The following is a 16,064-nucleotide window of genomic DNA, read 5'->3' on the forward strand; positions in this document are numbered from 1 at the left end:
AGTCCCCCACCCGCCGGACGCCGCTGCTCGGCGGGCAGACGTTGCCTGCCGGGGCGCTAATGGGTCAGCGTCACCGCGGCCGCCGCGGCCTGCCCCGACGCGGGCGCGGTGTGCGTCCAGCCCTGGTCCGACGCGCTGCTGTTCCAGTGCCGGCCGTCGTACGTCACGGACGTGACGCCGAGGGCGGTGGCGTGGCAGACCAGCCACAGGGCGAGGGACCAGCCGGTGGCCGGCTCGCCGGCCGCGATCGGATAGCTGACGCCGCCGTCCGCGCCGGCCGTGGGCACGGCACCCGGCACCCGGCCGAACTCCCTTCGGACGGCGGTCTCTATGCCGGACGCGGTGCCGGAGTCGCTCGTCGCACCGGGCCCGGCCGCACCCTGTCCCGCCCCGTCCTGGGCCACCGCCTGCTCCTCGGCGGCCTTCTGTCCCGCCGCCTTCCGGCCGCTGACCGTACAGCTCAGCGCCGGGCCCTGCCGGCCCGTCAGCACGTCGGCCAGGGTCGTCGCCATGCCCTCGTGCTGGGCATACGCCTCCGGGTAGCCGCTGTGCTGGACCCGCTGGGCGGCGACCGTGACCGGCAGGTCCGGGTAGTCCGGCACCTTGACCAGCGCGTCGAAGAACCTGCCCGACGCGTAGACGGGGTCGCGGATCTGGGCGGGGCTGCCCCAGCCCTGGGACGGGCGCTGCTGGAACAGGCCGAGGGAGTCCCGGTCGCCGTAGGTGAGGTTGCGGAGCTTCGACTCCTGGATCGCGGTCGCCAGGGCGATGGTGACGGCCCGCTCCGGCAGGCCGCGCGCGTGGGCGACGGCCGCGATGGTCGCGGCGTGGGACGCCTGGTCCAGGTCGAGCGTGACGGTCGTGCCGTCCGCGCCGTGCGCCGTACACTCGTCGGAGGTCGCCGAGCGCAGGAAGCGGACGGCGAGATAGCCCACCAACGCCAGGACCACGCCCACCCCGATCGCCACCACCGGCCACGCCCTGCGGTGCCCCCTCCCGCGTGCCGTCACGTCGACCCTCCTCTTACCCGCCCTCAGCTACAGTTCGATTGCGTTGTTGCGCAACCATATAACTCTGACGGCCGCGTACTGGGGCGGGATCCGGCGCGGCGGACCCGATCGAGGGGGAAGGCATGACTGGTCGGCGCGGACCGGCGAAACTGGCCGTGCGGCCAGGCCGGTCAGGACGCCTGGGCGACCGGGGACTTGAGCTGGTCCTGCTGCTCGGCGCCATTCTCATCTGCGTGTACGGCTACGCCGAGACGGCCCTCGCCGCCACCGGGCAGCTGCCCCCGAGCATGGCGACGGCGTGCGCGGTGGCGATCGTACTGCCCCTGGCGTGCCATGTGGTCGTACGCCGGTTCGCACCGCACGCCGATCCGCTGATCCTGCCGCTGGCGACCCTGCTCAGCGGGCTCGGCCTCGTCCTGATCCACCGGCTCGACCTCGCGTACGCGGCGCACTACCGCCACTCGACGCCCGCGGCGTCGGGGCAGCTGATGTGGTGCGGGATCGCCGCGGCGGTGTTCGCCGCGGTGGTGGCGCTGCTGCGGGACCACCGCCGGCTCCAGCGCTATCCGTACGTCACGATCGCCGTGGGCATGATCCTGCTGATGGCGCCCGCCTTCTACCCCGGCGACGTCTACGGCGCGAAGCGGTGGATCTTCATCGGTCCGCTGTCCTTCCAGCCCGGCGAGTTCGTGAAGATCGTCATCGTGGTGTTCTTCGCCGGGTACCTGACGCTGCGCAGGGACGCCCTCGCGCTCGCCGGCCGGCGCGTCATGGGGATGTACCTCCCGCGCGGGCGGCAGTTCGGCCCGGTCGCCGCCGTGTGGATCCTCAGCCTGCTCGTGCTGGTCTTCGAGCGGGACCTCGGCACCTCGCTGATCTTCTTCGGCCTGTTCGTGATCATGCTGTACGTCGCCACCGAGCGGACCAGCTGGGTGCTGTTCGGCGTCGTCATGTTCGCCGTCGGCGCCTTCGTCGTCGGCTCCTTCGAACCGCACGTCCACGGCCGTGTCGTCGCCTGGCTGCACCCGATGGACATCTTCCTCCCGCCCGACAAGCGCCCGCCGGGGCTGATCTCGGACCAGGCGGCCCAGGCGCTGTTCGGCTTCGGCTCGGGCGGCATCCTCGGCACCGGGCTCGGCCAGGGCCACCCGGAGCTGATCGGCTTCGCCGGGCGCAGCGACTTCATCCTCACCACGGTCGGCGAGGAGCTGGGCCTGGTCGGCGTCACGCTCGTCATCGTGCTCTACGCCCTGCTCGCCGAGCGCGGGCTGCGCACGGCCCTGACGGTCACCGACCCGTTCGGCAAGCTGCTCGGCGCCGGGCTGGCCACGGCGATCGTGCTGCAGGTCTTCGTCGTGTGCGGCGGTGTCACCGGTCTCATCCCGCTCACCGGCAAGGCCCTGCCGTTCCTCGCCCAGGGCGGCTCGTCCATGGTCGCCAACTGGCTGCTGGTCGCCGTCCTGATCAAGGTCAGCGACACCGCCCGCCGTCCCCCGCCGGCCCCGGCCACGGACGTCAGCTCCGCCGACACCCAACTCGTCCGGCCGTGACCCCCGGGGCACTTCCGGCGGCGCCGTGCCATCCCCGGCCGGCGCCGCCGCGCCTCAGGTCAGCGTGAAGTAGGCGAGGCTGCCCAGGCCGGCCACCGAGCAGTAGACGGCGAAGGGGATCAGGGTGCGGTTCTCGAAGTACTTGACCAGGAAGCGGGTGGCCAGGTAGGCCGCGACGAAGGCGGCGACGCCGCCCGCCAGCAGGGGGCCGCGCAGGCCGTTGCCCTGGGCGCCGAGGAGCGGCGGCAGTTTGAGCAGGGCGGCACCGCCGATCACCGGCGTGGCGAGCAGGAAGGCGAAGCGGGCGGAGTCCTCGTGGTTCAGGCCCTTGAAGATGCCCGCGCTGATGGTGGAGCCGGAGCGGCTGATGCCGGGCAGCAGGGCCAGGATCTGGGCCGCGCCGATCGTGACGGCCTGCCGGATCGTCATCCGTGTGATCCGCAGGTCCGACTGCTCCTCCGCCGACAGGTGCTCCTCCCCGGGGGCCACGGTGGCCCCGGCCCGCCGGCGGCCGGTCCCGCCGCGCCGCAGCTGCTCGGTGACGAAGAGGACGATCCCGTTGAGGGCCAGGAAGATCGCGGTGGGGACCGGGCGCCCGAGCGTCGTACGGAAGACCTTGTCGAGCGCGACGCCGGCGACCGCGACCGGGACGCACGCGGTGATGATCAGCCAGGCGAGCCGCTGGTCCACGGTCTGGATCCGGCGCTGGGTCAGGGAGGTCGCGAGGCCGCGGATCACGCGCACCCAGTCGCGCCAGAAGTAGACGACGAGCGCGAGCGCGGTGGCCAGGTGGAGGCCGACCAGTTCGTTGAGGTACAGCGAACCGTCGGCGGAGACGTCGAGGTCGTGCTTCCAGTGCCCGCCGAGCAGTGCGGGTATCAGGATGCTGTGCCCCAGGCTGGAGACCGGGAACAGCTCGGTGACGCCTTGCAGCAGGCCTACGCCCACGGCTTCGGGATAGGTCAGAACGGACATCAGCCGGCCTTCGTCTCCAGGTGCGCGAGGGGGCGGAACCGCGGACCCGCGCACGGCGGGCGGCTCCGGCGGCGGAAGGTACTACACCTGGGCAAGAAACCGGACAGGCCGTGCGAAGCACCCCGCGTGAAGCGGCCCGCCCGGAACCCGTCCGCGCCCCGGTCGGCGCCCGGAATACCCCGACTTAACCCGCCTCGACCCGCGCCAGGAGGTTGCGCTCGTAGCGCTTGCGGGCCAGGACGAGCCCGGCCGCGTACAGCGCGAGCACGATGGTGAGAAGCAGGTAATACTCCAGCGGGAGCAGGGTGAGACCGAGCAGCGGGCCGAGCGGGGAGGGCGGCAGGGCCAGGCCGATGACCGCGAGGGCGGCCGCGGTCCAGCCGACCGGGCCGGGCGGGCGGTCCTCGAAGAGCCGGCGGCCGGTGCGCAGCAGGAGCATCACCAGGCTCTGGGTGATCAGGTTCTCGGTGAACCAGCCGGAGTGGAAGACCGCCTCGTCCTCCGCCGGGGCGGCTCCGTGCAGGGCGAGGGCGAGGACGACGAAGGTCGCGAGGTCGGCCGCCGCGTTCAGGACGCCGAACCCGGTGATGAAGCGCAGCAGGGCGCGCGGGTCGAGCGCGGCCGGGCGGCGCAGCAGGGCCGGGTGGGGGCGGTCGTAGGCGAAGGCGAGCTGCACCGTGTCGAAGCACAGGTTCTGCACCAGCACCTGCGCCGGGAGCATCGGCAGGAAGGGCAGCAGCAGGCCGGCGGCGAGCATCGCGATGACGTTGCCGACGTTGGAGGAGAGCGTGATGCGCAGGTACGTGGCGATGTTGCCGCCGCTCAGCCGGCCCGCCGAGATGGCGTGGTCGACGGCGGTGAGGTCCTTCTCGGCGAGCACCACGTCGGCGCCCTCGCGGGCCACGTCGGTGGCGTCGCGCGGGGCGATGCCGACGTCGGCCGCCCACAGCGCGGACACGTCGTTGACCCCGTCCCCGAGGAAGCCCACCGTGTGCCCGCCGGTGCGCAGCGCGGCGCTGATCCGCGCCTTGTGCTCCGGGGTGCAGCGGGCGAAGACGGTCGTACGGCGGGCCAGCGCGGCCAGCTCGCCCTCGCTCAGGCCGTCGGTGCGGTCGGCGGTGACCACGGCGTCCGCGCCGAGCGGGACGCCCAGGTCGCGGCAGGCGCGGGCCGCCGTGCCCGGGTGGTCGCCGGTGAGGATCTTGATCGTGACGCCGCGCGCGGCGAGGGCGGCGAGGGCCGGGGCGGCGGTGGGCGCGAGGGCGTCGCGCAGGGTGACGAAGCCGCGGAAGTCCAGGCCGCGCTCGTCGGCCGGGGTGTAGTCGCGCAGCCGCGCCGGGCGCTCGGCGGTGGCGACCGCCAGCACCCGCAGGCCCTCCCGCGCGGCCCGGTCCGCCAGGTCCGTCAGGCGCTCCGGCTCCCCCGGTTCCAGGGCGCAGCGCTCCAGGACGGCCTCCACGGCGCCCTTGACGACGAGCGTGTGCGAGCCGAGCCGGCCGGGGGTGCGCACCACGGCCGTGGACAGCCGGCGCACCGGGTCGAAGGGCAGCGCCGCGACCCCGTCGTACGCCATCAGGTCGTCCTCGTCCGCCGTGTCCAGGACCGCCTCGTCCAGCGCGTCCGGCTCGGGCAGTTCGGCGAGCTGAAGGGTCCACCAGGCGTTGACGGCGGCCCAGCGCACCACTTCGGGGTCGGGGTCGCCCGCCGCGTCCAGGCCCTGCTCGACCACCGGCCGGTCCTGGGTGAGGGTGCCCGTCTTGTCCAGGCACAGCACGTCGACCGCGCCCAGGTCGTGCAGGGCCGGGAGCCGTTTGACGATGACCTGGTGGGTGCGGGCCAGCAGGGCCGCGCCGCGCGCCAGGCACATGGTGACGACGACCGGCAGCATCTCCGGGGTCAGCCCCACCGCGACCGCCACCGCGAACGGCAGGGTCTCCAGTCCCCGGTCGCGCAGCGCCGCGTTGGCCATCAGCACCAGCGGCGGGGTGAGCAGCATGAACCGGATCAGGATCCACGAGATGCCGTACACCGACCGGTCGAAGGCGCTCGGCTCCCGCCGGCCCACCGTACGGTCGTAGGCGGCCGCGAACCGGGTGCGCCCGCCCGTCTCGACCACGACGGCGGTGCCGCTGCCGGTGGCGACGCTGCTGCCCTGGAAGCACAGCTGCGGCTGCTCGAAGACGGCGGGCACGGCCGGCCCGGCGAGGTCCGCCGCGTGCTTGGCGACCGGTGCCGACTCGCCGGTCAGCGCCGACTGGTGCACGGTGAGCCCCCGCGCGCGCAGCAGCCGTACGTCCGCCGGGACCAGGTCGCCGGCGCCGAGCTGGACGATGTCGCCGGGGACCAGGTCCTGCACCGGGATCTCCCGGGCGAGCGGCGGCGCGTCCTCGTCGGCCCGGCGCACCACGGTGGAGGTGGTGGCGACCAGCTCGCGCAGATGGGCCATGGAGCGGTCGGCGCGGTGCTCGCCGGAGGCCCGCAGCACGCTGCTGGTCACGACCAGTACGAGGATCACACAGGCGGTGGACCAGGCGAGCACGGCGGCGGAGACCACGGCGAGGCAGAGCAGCACCGCGGTGAAGGGGTCGCGCAGGCCGCGCAGCAGCAGGCGCGGCCAGGCGGCGTCGGTGCGGGCGGGCAGCGTGTTGGTGCCGAAGCGGGCCAGGCGCTGCGCCGCCTCGTCCTCGGTCAGTCCGCGCGGTCCGGTGTCCAGGCGCCGCAGCACCTGCAGCGCGGTGGCCGCGTCCGGCACCCGGGCGGCCGGCGCGCTCTCGCGCGTCGCGGAGCGCGCGCCCGGCACGGCGCCGGCGGCCGGCGCCTCGGCGTCCTCTCCCCAGGCCGGGGCGCTCCTAGGCACCGGTCCCCTGCACCCCGGCCGCCGGCGCGGGCGCCTGCCCGGCGCGCTGGGACAGCCGGCCCACCAGCACCCGGACGACCGGGACGACGTCGGGGTCGCCGACGTAGTAGATCTGCCGCCGGCCCTCCCGGCGGGAGCGGACGAGACCGGCGAGCTTGAGCTTGGACAGGTGCTGGCTGACGGCGGGCAGCGCCCCGCCGACCCGGTCCGCGAGCGCGCTCACGTCGCTCTCGCCCTGGGCCAGCGCCCACATGATGTGCAGCCTCGGGGCCGCGGCCAGCAGCCCGAAGGCGGCGGCCGCCTCCGCGAGCACCTCGGCGGGCGGATCCTCGAAGCCGCCGGCGATCTGCGCCACAGTCCCTCCCTCGGGCCGCCCGGCCACCGCTCGTCGCATGCGCGGCCACCAGTGTAGGCGCCGGTGCCGGACATCTCGGGCGTCAGCCTGTGAATCGAGGCGGGGGCGGTGAGGAGCACCCCGTACACTTGCTAGATTGCGCAACCAAGCAATTCTGTTGCCGAACACTTGGCCGGTCGCAGGGCCGACCCCGTAAGCGCCGGGCCGACCGTTCACAGGAGTGGGACATGAGTGACCTGCGGGATGGTTCCACCGGCCGGACCACACGGCGGCGCACGACCGACCGGGTGCCCCACCAGCGCGGGCAGCGGCGCACCGTCCGCACCCGGCGCCCGCGCGGCCGGGTCCGGCGGGCGCTGCGGATCGCGGGCATAGGCCTGTCCCTGCTGATCCTGGCGACGGCCGGAGCCGGCTGGTGGTTCTACGCGCACCTGAACGGCAATCTCCACAGCGTCTCGCTCGGTGGCAGCGGCGGCAGCGAGAAGGCGGACGCCTTCGGCCGTACGCCCATCAACCTCCTGGTGATCGGCTCCGACGGCCGCACCAGCGCCGAGGACTGCAGACTGGGCGGCGGCTGCGCGCGGACCGGTGTGCAGTCCGGCAACGGCAACGCGGACGTGGAGATGGTCGTGCACATAGCGGCCGACCGCTCCAACGCCACCGTGCTGAGCATCCCCCGCGACACCATGACCGACGTCCCGGCCTGCACCGACCCCGTGTCGAAGACGGGCACGGCCGGCTACCACGGCGCGATCAACAGCGCCCTGTCGTACGGCCCGGCCTGCCAGGTCGCCACCGTCCACCTGCTCACCGGCATACCGATCGACCACTTCGTGCAGCTCGACTTCTCCGGGGTGGTCAGCATGTCCGACGCGGTCGGCGGCGTGGACGTGTGCGTCAGCGACAACGTCTACGACACCTACTCGCACCTGAAGCTCTCCCGGGGCGACCACACCCTCAAGGGCGTCGCGGCCCTGGAGTTCGTGCGCTCCCGGCACGGCTTCGGCGACGGCAGCGACATCGGCCGCACCTACGCGCAGCACCTCTTCCTCGGCGCGATGATCCGCAAGTTCAAGAGCGCGGGCACACTGGCCGACCCCACGGCCGTCTACGGCCTCGCCGACGCGGCCACCAAGGCGCTCACCGTCGACGACGGGCTCGGCAGCGTCGCCAAGCTGGTGGGGCTGGCCACCGACCTGAACAAGGTCCCCTCCCACCGGATCACCTTCGCCACCATGCAGACCGCCCCGGACCCCGGCGACAAGGACCGCGTCGTACCGGGCGCCGGCGCCCGGTCGCTGTTCGCCGCCGTCGCCGCGGACAGGTCGCTGACGGACGGCTCCGACCCCAAGGCTCCTTCCACTCCTGCCAGTTCCTCGACGCCGACGGCCCCCTCCGACGCCGGGAGCAGCGGCACGGACCGCGGCGCCCCCACCGCTTCCCCCTCCTCCTCCGCCTCCCATTCGTCGGCCCCCTCCCCCGCCGACACCCGCGCCGCGCACGCCCGGACGGCCGACCAGTCCGGCACCTGCGCCCAGGTCAGCCCCTACCGCACGGTCCGGCTCGACGGCGTCCCCATGACCCCCGCCCAGGCCTACGCCACCGCCCGCGACCAGCCCGACTCCGCCGCCTGAGTCCGCCGACGGCTCCCAGCGCGCCGGCAGGCGCGCCACGCCGCGGGCGGCCGGCCAGGTCGTCACCGGAGGCCGTCGACGGGTGACAGGCGTCCGCCCCGGGCACGGCGAGCAGGTCGCCGGGGCGACCGCCGGTCGGGGCCTGATCCGCACCCCGCGGCTGTGGCCCCGCCTCGACGAGGGCACCCGCAAGGCGGCCTGCCGCGGTGCGGCCAGACCGCCCTGCGCCGCCTGTCGTCCCGGATGGACCAGCAGACGGCAGGGTCGGTGTTCCGGTAAGGACACCGACGACGCCCTCTCACGCATCCGACAGCCGCGCCTCCTCCAGATCGAGCGCCCGCTGGAGCCGGCGCCGTGTGGTGTCGCTGATGGCGTGGGCGTCGTAGAGCCGGTGCAGTTCCGCCGTCTCCACCGCTATCAGGTCCCGCCGCAGCTGCCGGTAGACCAGGTCGGCCGATTCCGTGGCCGCGCCGTTCTCCCCGTTGCTCTCGGTCAGCCGGTCGCGGGCGTCCTCCAGGCGGGCGGTCAGCCCCCGGCGCAGCCGGTCCAGGACGACGTCCGGCACGACCTCCAGCTCGGCCAGCTCCTCCAGCCGGGCCAGTCCGGCGTGGGCCAGGTGGGAGCGGGCCTGCGCCTCCTCGCGGGCGGTGTGGGCGGGCTCCAGGGCGATGCCGGAGGCCCGGACGACCGGGGCGAGGGTGAAGCCCTGCACGACCAGGGTGACCACCACGACCGATGTCGTCAGCACCAGCACCAGCGGACGCCCGTCGAGCGGGGCGCCGCCCTTCATGGCCACCGGGATGGACAGCGCGGCGGCCAGCGGCATCACGCCGCGGGTGCCGGCCCAGGTCAGCACCACCGGGATACGCCAGTTCGGGCGGCTGATCCCGCCCTTGCGCTGCACGACCGCCGACAGCGGCGCGAGCCACAGCAGCCGCACCGCGACCAGCGTGGCGGCGATCGCGAGGGCGTACAGCGGCCAGGCCCGGTCGGCGTGGGCCAGCGCCCGCACCTGCGCGGGCAGGGCCAGCCCGATCAGGCTGAACACCACGCTCTCCAGCAGGAAGACGACCGTGCCGTACACGGCGTGGAGCTGGAGTCTTATACGGGCGTTGGTGAGCCGGTCGCCCCGGCCGCCGAGGACCACCCCGGCGACCACGCACGAGGTCACGCCGGAGGTGTGCGCGATCTCAGCCAGGAGGTAGGCGGCGTACGGCGTGACCAGCGCGATCACCGTCTCCAGCACGGGGTCCTCGGTACGGCGCCGGATCAGGGCGACCACGCCCGCGACCGCCGCCCCGATCACCGTGCCACCGCCCGCGAGCAGGAGGAACTCACCGCTCGCCGCGCCCCAGTCGGCGGTGGCCGCGGCCACCGCGATGCCGGCCGCGACGCGGACCAGCACCAGCGAGGTCGCGTCGTTGAACAGGCTCTCGGCCTGGACGAGGACCTGCACGCGGGGCGGCAGGGCGAGGCGGCGGCCCAGCGCGGTGACGGCGACCGGGTCGGTGCTGGCCAGCACCGCGCCCAGCACGAACGCCATCTGCCAGGACAGCGGGGTCACCAGCGCCGCCACCAGGGCCACGGCCGCCGCCGAGGCGAGGACCAGCCCGATCGCGAGGATCCCGACCGGTTTCCACACCGCGCGCAGCTCCCGCCAGGGCATGTCCTCGGCGCTCGCGTACAGCAGCGGCGGCAGCACGACGAGGGCGATGACCCGGGGGCTGATCTGGATCTCGGGGGTGCCCGGCAGCAGGGCGACGCCGAGACCGGCGACCACCAGCAGCGAGGGCGCCGGGATGCGCCAGCGGCGCGCGAAGGTGGCGACCACCGTGGCGAGGACCACGAGGGCGAGAACCGTACCGACGCTGCGCATGCCGTCCCCCTGGGATTGCGGAAGCCGCCCCGGCCCCCGGCCGACCAGACTTCCCGGCACACCAGCTCCCACCCTATCGGGCGCTCTCGCGTCAAGACAGTGTCAAGGTCGCCGGGGCCGCCCCCTGATACCGGCCGGCGGCGTAAAAATCCCGTCAAGATCGAGCCCCTCCGCGTCAGGGGCGCGTCAGCAGCGGTCGCCGGGGGCTGCCGGGGCGCCTAGCGTCGGCGGTGTGCGACGGGGCCGAGTCAGCGGGACCGCCGGTGACCGCCACTGGCGTGGCAGTGCCCGGCTCGCGGCGTGCTGCGCCGGGCTCTTCGGCGTGCTGGCCTTCCTGGTCGACTGGGACGCCGGCACCCTGACGGCGCCCCGCGCGCTGCTCTGGGCCGCCCTGTCCGCCGCCGTGTTCGTCGTGCTCCTGCCGCAGCGGGTGAGCGCGGGTCCGGGCTGGCTGGCGGTCCGCACGCCCTGGCGCCGGCGCCTCGTCCACACGGACGTGCTCGCGGCCGTACGGCAGTACGACGGCGTCTCCTCCCACCTGGTCCTGCGCGATGTCCACGGCCACCGGCTGGAGCTGGACCCCCGGATCCTCACCGCGAACCCGCTGCTGTGGCACGAACTCGACACCGGCGTGCGCCACTCCCTGGCGCGCGGCACGCTGCTGCACGGCGCGGACGTCCTCGCCCGGCTGGGCCACCGTGTCGACGACGAGGCGGCCCGGGCGGTGCTCCGGGCCTCCGGGCTCCTGTGACGGCTGGCTACTCTGCACGTGTGACGACCGAGCTGACCCTGCTGTCCCAAGTCGCCTTCCGCGGGCGGGAGATCACCGCGCCCCGGCTGCGCGGGCTCCTGGCGCTGCTCGCCGAGGACGTGGGGACCGGGTGCAGCACCGGGCGGCTCGTGGAGGGGCTGTGGGCCGAGGAACTGCCCGAACGGCCGGGCAAGGCGGTGCAGATCCTCGTCTCGCGCCTGCGCGCGCAGCTCGGCGCCGAAGTGGTCGTGAGCACGCCGACCGGCTACCGGCTGGCGCTGGAGGAGGCGCGGGTCGACAGTTCCGCGCTGCTGCTGCGCGAGGCGGCGAGCGCCGAACGCGCGCGGGCGGGGGACCACGGGGGCGCGCTCGCCGAGGCCGAGGCCGGGCTCGCGCTGTGGGACGGCGGCGTGGGCGCCGGGGCGGGAGAGGACCTGCACGATCCGCTGGTCGCGCTGCGGGCCGGCCGGGTCCGTGCCCACCGCGCGCTGGTCCGCTCCCGGGCGCTCGCGCTCGCCCGGCTGGGCCGGCGGGAGGAGGCCGCGGCGCCCCTGGCCGAACTGGCCGGGGAACTGCCGCGGGACGAGGAGGTACTGGCGGAGCTGCTGCGCTGCGAGGCGGTCACCGCCGGGCGGGCCGCGGCGCTGACCCGGTACGACGCCTACCGCCGGGGCCTGCGCGACGACCTGGGGACCGATCCGGGGCCGGGACTGAGGGCCCTGTACCAGGAGCTGCTGAGCGCAGACGCGCCGCCGGTCCGCCACGGCGTGCCGCACGACCCGAACCCGCTGCTGGGGCGGGAGGCCGACCTCGCCGCCGTGACCGGGCTGCTGCGCGAGGCCCGCGTGGTCACCGTCACCGGCCCCGGCGGGCTGGGCAAGACCCGGCTGTCGCACGCGGTGAGCCGGGCGGCCGAACAGCCGGTGGTGCACTTCGTCCCGCTGGCCGGCGTCACCACCGACGACGACGTCGCCGGTGAGGTGGCCTCGGCGGTCGGGGCGGGCGACGGGCGGCAGGTCGCCGGCGGTGCGGACGCGGTGAGCGGCATCGTCGGGGCGCTGGGCAAGGGTGCCACGCTGCTGGTGCTGGACAACTGCGAGCACGTCGTCGCCGGGGCGGCCGCCCTCGTCCAGGCACTGGTGTCACGGACGGCCGGACTGCGGATCCTGGCCACCAGCAGGGCCCCGCTGGGCCTGACGTCGGAGTCGGTGTACGCGCTGCCGGAGCTGTCCCTGGCGACCTCGGTCGAACTGTTCACGCAGCGGGCGCGGGCGGCCCGGCCCGGCGTGGAGCTGCCCGCGGCGCAGGTCGCCGAGATCTGCCGGCACCTGGACGGGCTGCCGCTCGCCGTGGAGCTGGCCGCGGCCCGGGTCCGGGTCCTGTCGGTGTCCGAGATCTCCCGCCGGCTGCTGGACCGGTTCGCGCTGCTGCGCGGCGGCGCCCGCGACGCCCCCGAGCGGCACCGCACGCTGCGGGCCGTGGTCGACTGGAGCTGGAACCTCCTGGAACCCGACGGCCGGGCCGCCCTGCGCGCCCTGTCCGTGTTCCCCGGTGGCTTCTGCGCGGACGCCGCCGAGTACGTCCTCGGCGAGACCGGGGACACGCTGACGCTGCTGGAGCAGCTCGCCGGGCAGTCCCTCGTCAAGGTGGACGACAGCCCCTCGGGGGTGCGCTTCCGCATGCTGGAGACGCTGCGGGAGTTCGGCGCCGCCCAGCGTGCCGCGGCCGGCGAGGAGGAGCTGGTGACCGGCCGTTTCCTGGCCTGGGCACGCGACTTCGGCCGCGCGCACCACGACGTGCTCTTCAGCTCCGACCCCGTACCCGCCTGGCTGCGCATCCGCGACGAGCAGGACAACCTCGTCCTGGCTCTGCGGTACGCCCTGGCCCGCGAGGACGGGGCGGGCACGGCCGCCGCCACCGCCGTACTGGCCTCCCTGTGGGCCACCGACTCCAACTACCCCCGGCTCGCCGCCCTCGTCGCCGAGACCGGCGGGCCGCTGTCCCGGTTCCGCCCCGGCGCCGAGGACGTCGAGGTGACCCGCAGCGCGGCGGCCGTCTGCGCGGCGAGCCTCTTCATGGGCCACGGCCCGCACGCGGCACGGCAGTTGGTCACCCTGCGCCGGCTGCCGCCCGCACCGCCGGACACCCTGCTGCGGGCGCTGACCGTCGTGCTGTGCGCCATGACGGAGATGCATCCGCCGCACTACGAGCGGCTGCGGGAGCTGTGCGAGGCCGACGAGCCGCTGCTGGCGGGTGTCGCGGCCTGCGTGGCGAGCTACCTCTGGGAGTCCCGGCAGGAGCCGGAGCGCGCGCTGGAGTACGCCCGCCGGATGCTCGACTCGCTGGGCACGCTCGGCAATCCGGCCCTGTCGCTGCTCAGCCACGGGCGCGTCGCCGAGCTGTGCCTGCAGTCGGAGCGGGGCACGGAGGCGTACGGCCAGCTGCGCGCCGCGCTGGACGCGATCGGCGAGTTCAGCGAGCACGCCAGCTGGTCGGACTCGGTCGGCGTGCACGGCGGACTGGTGCTGGCCTGCCTGCAGCGCGGGGACGTCGACGAGGCCGAGTACTGGCTGGGGCTCGCCGCCCTGGACCGGCCGCCGGAGGCCGCCCGGATCTTCACCACGGATCTGCCGCACCGCGCGGAGATCGCGCTGGCCCGGGGGCTGACCGAGCTGGGGCTCGGGCTGTGGCGCCGGGCGGTCGCGCAAATGCGGGAGGACAGCCTCGCGTATCCCGGGGATCCGTTCGTGGAGCCGTGGTCGCTGGAGCTGCGCTCCGCCGCGCTGGCCGCGCACGCGCACGCCGGCCGGCTGGAGCCGGTGGCCGGCCTCGCCGAGGAGCTGCGCGAGCGGCTGCTCGGGATGCTGTCCGGCGCGGCCGACCGGGGCCCGGTGGAAGTGCCGGTCTCCGGCACGGTGCTGCTCGCGCTGGGCCTGGCCGGACTGGCCAGGGGCGAGACGCGGGCGGTACGGCTGGTGGCGCTCGCGGAGCGGATACCGGCCGTACGGGACCTGCCCAGTCTGTCCTTCGCGCGGTCCCGGGCGGCGGCCGAGAACGCCGACAGGGCGGCGTACACCGACGCGAGGTCGAGGTACGCCGCCCTGGGGCGGGAGGAGGTGCGGGCGGAGGCGCTGCGGGAGCTGACGGGCGCCGGGGGGTGAAGCGCCCCGCCGGGGCGGGCCCGCACCCGCCGGACGGCCGGACTCACCGCTTCTGCTCGCGGCTGAACGTCGCCCTGGCCCACACGTAGCCCAGCACCGTCATCCCCGCGAACCACGCGACGGCCAGCACCGCGTTCTTCGTGCCGATCCCGCTGCCCAGCAGCAGCCCGCGCAGGGTCTCGATGGCGGGCGAGAAGGGCTGGTACTCGGCGAACCAGCGGAACCAGCCCGGCATGGCGTGCACCGGCACGAAGGCGCTGGACAGGAACGGCAGCATGACCAGCGGGGTCCCGATGTTGCTGGCGCCCTCGGGGTTGGGGCTCACCAGGCCCATGCCGACCGCGATCCAGGTCAGCCCGAGGCTGACCAGCGCCATCAGTCCGGCCGCCGCGATCCACTCCACCGGCGTGGCGTTCGGCCGGAAGCCGATGGCCAGTCCGATGCCGAGGACGAGCACCAGGGCCGCCATCGTCTTGATCACGCTGCCCACCACGTGGCCGGTCAGCACGGAGGCGCGGGAGATCGCCATGGTGCGGAAGCGGGCCATGATGCCCTCGGTCATGTCGGTGCACACGGACACCGCGGTGCCGAGCGAGGTCATGGCCACGGTCAGGTAGAGGATGCCCGGCACGAGGTAGGCGACGTAGTCGGACCGGTTCGCGTGGCCGCCGTTGATGCCGGCGCTCATCACGTCGCCGAAGACGTAGACGAAGAGCAGCAGCAGGATGACCGGGGTGAGCAGCAGGTTCAGGGTGAGGGACGGATAGCGGCGCGCGTGCAGGAGGTTGCGGCGCAGCATCGTGAGGTTGTCGCGGAAGGCGTAGCCGGCGGTGCTCATCGGGCGGTCTCCTTGTCGGCGGTCCGGGCGGCGGGGGTCTGGGCGGAGGTCTGGGCGGGTACGGAGCTGCCGGTCAGGGCGAAGAACACGTCGTCCAGGTCGGGGGTGTGCACGGACAGCTCGTCGGCCTCGATGCCGGCGGCGTCGAGCCAGTCGAGGACGGCGCGCAGTTCGCGCTGGCTGCCGTCGCTGGGGATCTGCAGCGTGAGGGAGTCGTCGTCCCGGGTGGCCTCGCGCAGGGCGGAGGCGGCGGACTGGTACGCGGCCGGGTCGGTGAAGCGGAGCCGGACGTGGCCGCCGGGCACGAGCCGCTTCAGCTCCTCGGCGGTGCCGTCGGCGACGATCCGGCCGCCGTTGAGCACCGCGATGCGGTCGGCGAGCTGGTCGGCCTCCTCCAGGTACTGGGTGGTGAGGAAGACGGTCGTACCGCCGGAGACCAGTTCGCGGATGATCTGCCACATGGTGTGGCGTGAGCGCGGGTCGAGGCCGGTGGTGGGCTCGTCGAGGAAGATGATCCGCGGCTCGCCGACCAGGGTCATGGCGATGTCGAGGCGGCGCTTCATGCCGCCGGAGTAGGTGGAGGCGGGCTTCTTCGCGGCCTCCACGAGGTCGAAGCGCTCCAGCAGCTCGGCGGTGACCCGCCGCCCCTCCCGCTTGGACAGGTGGTGCAGGTCCGCCATCAGCAGCATGTTCTCCTCGCCGGTGATCAGCCCGTCCACGGCGGAGAACTGGCCGGTGACCCCGATCGCCGCCCGCACCGCCTGGGCCTCGGCCGTCAGGTCGTGCCCGGCGATCCGCGCCGCCCCGGCGTCGGCCGGGATCAGGGTGGACAGGATGCTGACCGCCGTGGTCTTGCCGGCGCCGTTCGGGCCGAGCAGGGAGAAGATCGTGCCGGCGGGCACGCGGATGTCGATGCCGTCGAGGACCTGCTTGTCCCCGTAGGCCTTGCGCAGCCCGGTGGCCGCGATCGCGAGTTCGTGGCCGGTCGGCTGCGTCGGTTTCGTCGTCGTCATGCCCCAGAGCGTGCGGCCCGGGCGGTTCAGCGCGGCTTCAACCG

The 16,064-nt window shown here is 74.6% G+C and carries 11 protein-coding genes; 4 read left to right on the plus strand and 7 right to left on the minus strand.

Annotated elements, in window-relative coordinates:
• Positions 1 to 56 precede the first annotated feature (56 nt).
• A complete protein-coding gene (locus ACZ60X_RS25910; protein WP_469602894.1) occupies positions 57 to 1,010 on the minus strand; it encodes a hypothetical protein in 954 nt (317 codons plus the stop codon).
• 122 nt (positions 1,011 to 1,132) lie between these two features.
• Between ACZ60X_RS25910 and ACZ60X_RS25915 the strand changes: the two genes are divergently transcribed.
• Positions 1,133 to 2,560 carry an FtsW/RodA/SpoVE family cell cycle protein gene (locus tag ACZ60X_RS25915; RefSeq protein ID WP_469602896.1) on the plus strand — a complete coding sequence of 476 codons (1,428 nt, stop codon included), beginning with the start codon at positions 1,133 to 1,135 and terminating at the stop codon, positions 2,558 to 2,560.
• Positions 2,561 to 2,614: 54 nt separating this feature from the next.
• On the opposite strand, the gene ACZ60X_RS25920 is transcribed toward ACZ60X_RS25915, so the two are convergent.
• The 3 genes from ACZ60X_RS25920 to ACZ60X_RS25930 all read right to left on the minus strand — a co-directional run bounded on the left by ACZ60X_RS25920 (position 2,615) and on the right by ACZ60X_RS25930 (position 6,786).
• Entirely contained in the window at positions 2,615 to 3,535 is a 921-nt protein-coding gene (locus ACZ60X_RS25920) for an undecaprenyl-diphosphate phosphatase (RefSeq protein ID WP_469602899.1), read from the minus strand.
• Positions 3,536 to 3,719: 184 nt separating this feature from the next.
• A complete protein-coding gene (gene mgtA / locus ACZ60X_RS25925) occupies positions 3,720 to 6,392 on the minus strand; it encodes a magnesium-translocating P-type ATPase (protein WP_469602901.1) in 2,673 nt (890 codons plus the stop codon).
• A complete protein-coding gene (locus tag ACZ60X_RS25930; protein WP_469602904.1) occupies positions 6,385 to 6,786 on the minus strand; it encodes an ArsR/SmtB family transcription factor in 402 nt (133 codons plus the stop codon). The genes mgtA and ACZ60X_RS25930 overlap by 8 nt, the downstream gene beginning before the upstream one ends.
• A 188-nt stretch (positions 6,787 to 6,974) precedes the next feature.
• Here ACZ60X_RS25930 and ACZ60X_RS25935 point away from each other — a divergent pair, with 188 nt between their 5' ends.
• Positions 6,975 to 8,381 (plus strand): LCP family protein, encoded by a 1,407-nt coding sequence (locus tag ACZ60X_RS25935; RefSeq protein WP_469602907.1) that lies wholly within the window; start codon positions 6,975 to 6,977, stop codon positions 8,379 to 8,381.
• A gap of 298 nt (positions 8,382 to 8,679) precedes the next feature.
• Here the strand turns inward: ACZ60X_RS25935 and ACZ60X_RS25940 are convergent, their stop codons facing one another.
• The gene (locus ACZ60X_RS25940) at positions 8,680 to 10,257 is read right to left on the minus strand and encodes a Na+/H+ antiporter (protein ID WP_469602909.1); all 1,578 of its coding nucleotides are present in this window, start codon (positions 10,255 to 10,257) and stop codon (positions 8,680 to 8,682) included.
• Positions 10,258 to 10,489: 232 nt separating this feature from the next.
• Here ACZ60X_RS25940 and ACZ60X_RS25945 point away from each other — a divergent pair, with 232 nt between their 5' ends.
• Positions 10,490 to 11,008, plus strand: coding sequence for a hypothetical protein (locus ACZ60X_RS25945; RefSeq protein ID WP_469602912.1), 519 nt, complete (start codon positions 10,490 to 10,492; stop codon positions 11,006 to 11,008).
• A gap of 20 nt (positions 11,009 to 11,028) precedes the next feature.
• A complete protein-coding gene (locus ACZ60X_RS25950; protein WP_469602914.1) occupies positions 11,029 to 14,169 on the plus strand; it encodes an ATP-binding protein in 3,141 nt (1,046 codons plus the stop codon).
• Between the two features lie 43 nt (positions 14,170 to 14,212).
• On the opposite strand, the gene ACZ60X_RS25955 is transcribed toward ACZ60X_RS25950, so the two are convergent.
• Both ACZ60X_RS25955 and ACZ60X_RS25960 read right to left on the minus strand, forming a co-directional pair.
• Positions 14,213 to 15,007: an ABC transporter permease gene (locus ACZ60X_RS25955; protein ID WP_469602917.1), complete on the minus strand. Its 795-nt coding sequence runs from the start codon at positions 15,005 to 15,007 to the stop codon at positions 14,213 to 14,215.
• The gene (locus tag ACZ60X_RS25960) at positions 15,004 to 16,020 is read right to left on the minus strand and encodes an ATP-binding cassette domain-containing protein (RefSeq protein ID WP_469602919.1); all 1,017 of its coding nucleotides are present in this window, start codon (positions 16,018 to 16,020) and stop codon (positions 15,004 to 15,006) included. The genes ACZ60X_RS25955 and ACZ60X_RS25960 overlap by 4 nt, the downstream gene beginning before the upstream one ends.
• Between the last annotated feature and the right edge of the window lie 44 nt (positions 16,021 to 16,064).

Source organism: Streptomyces sp. NPDC104106, from assembly GCF_055584345.1.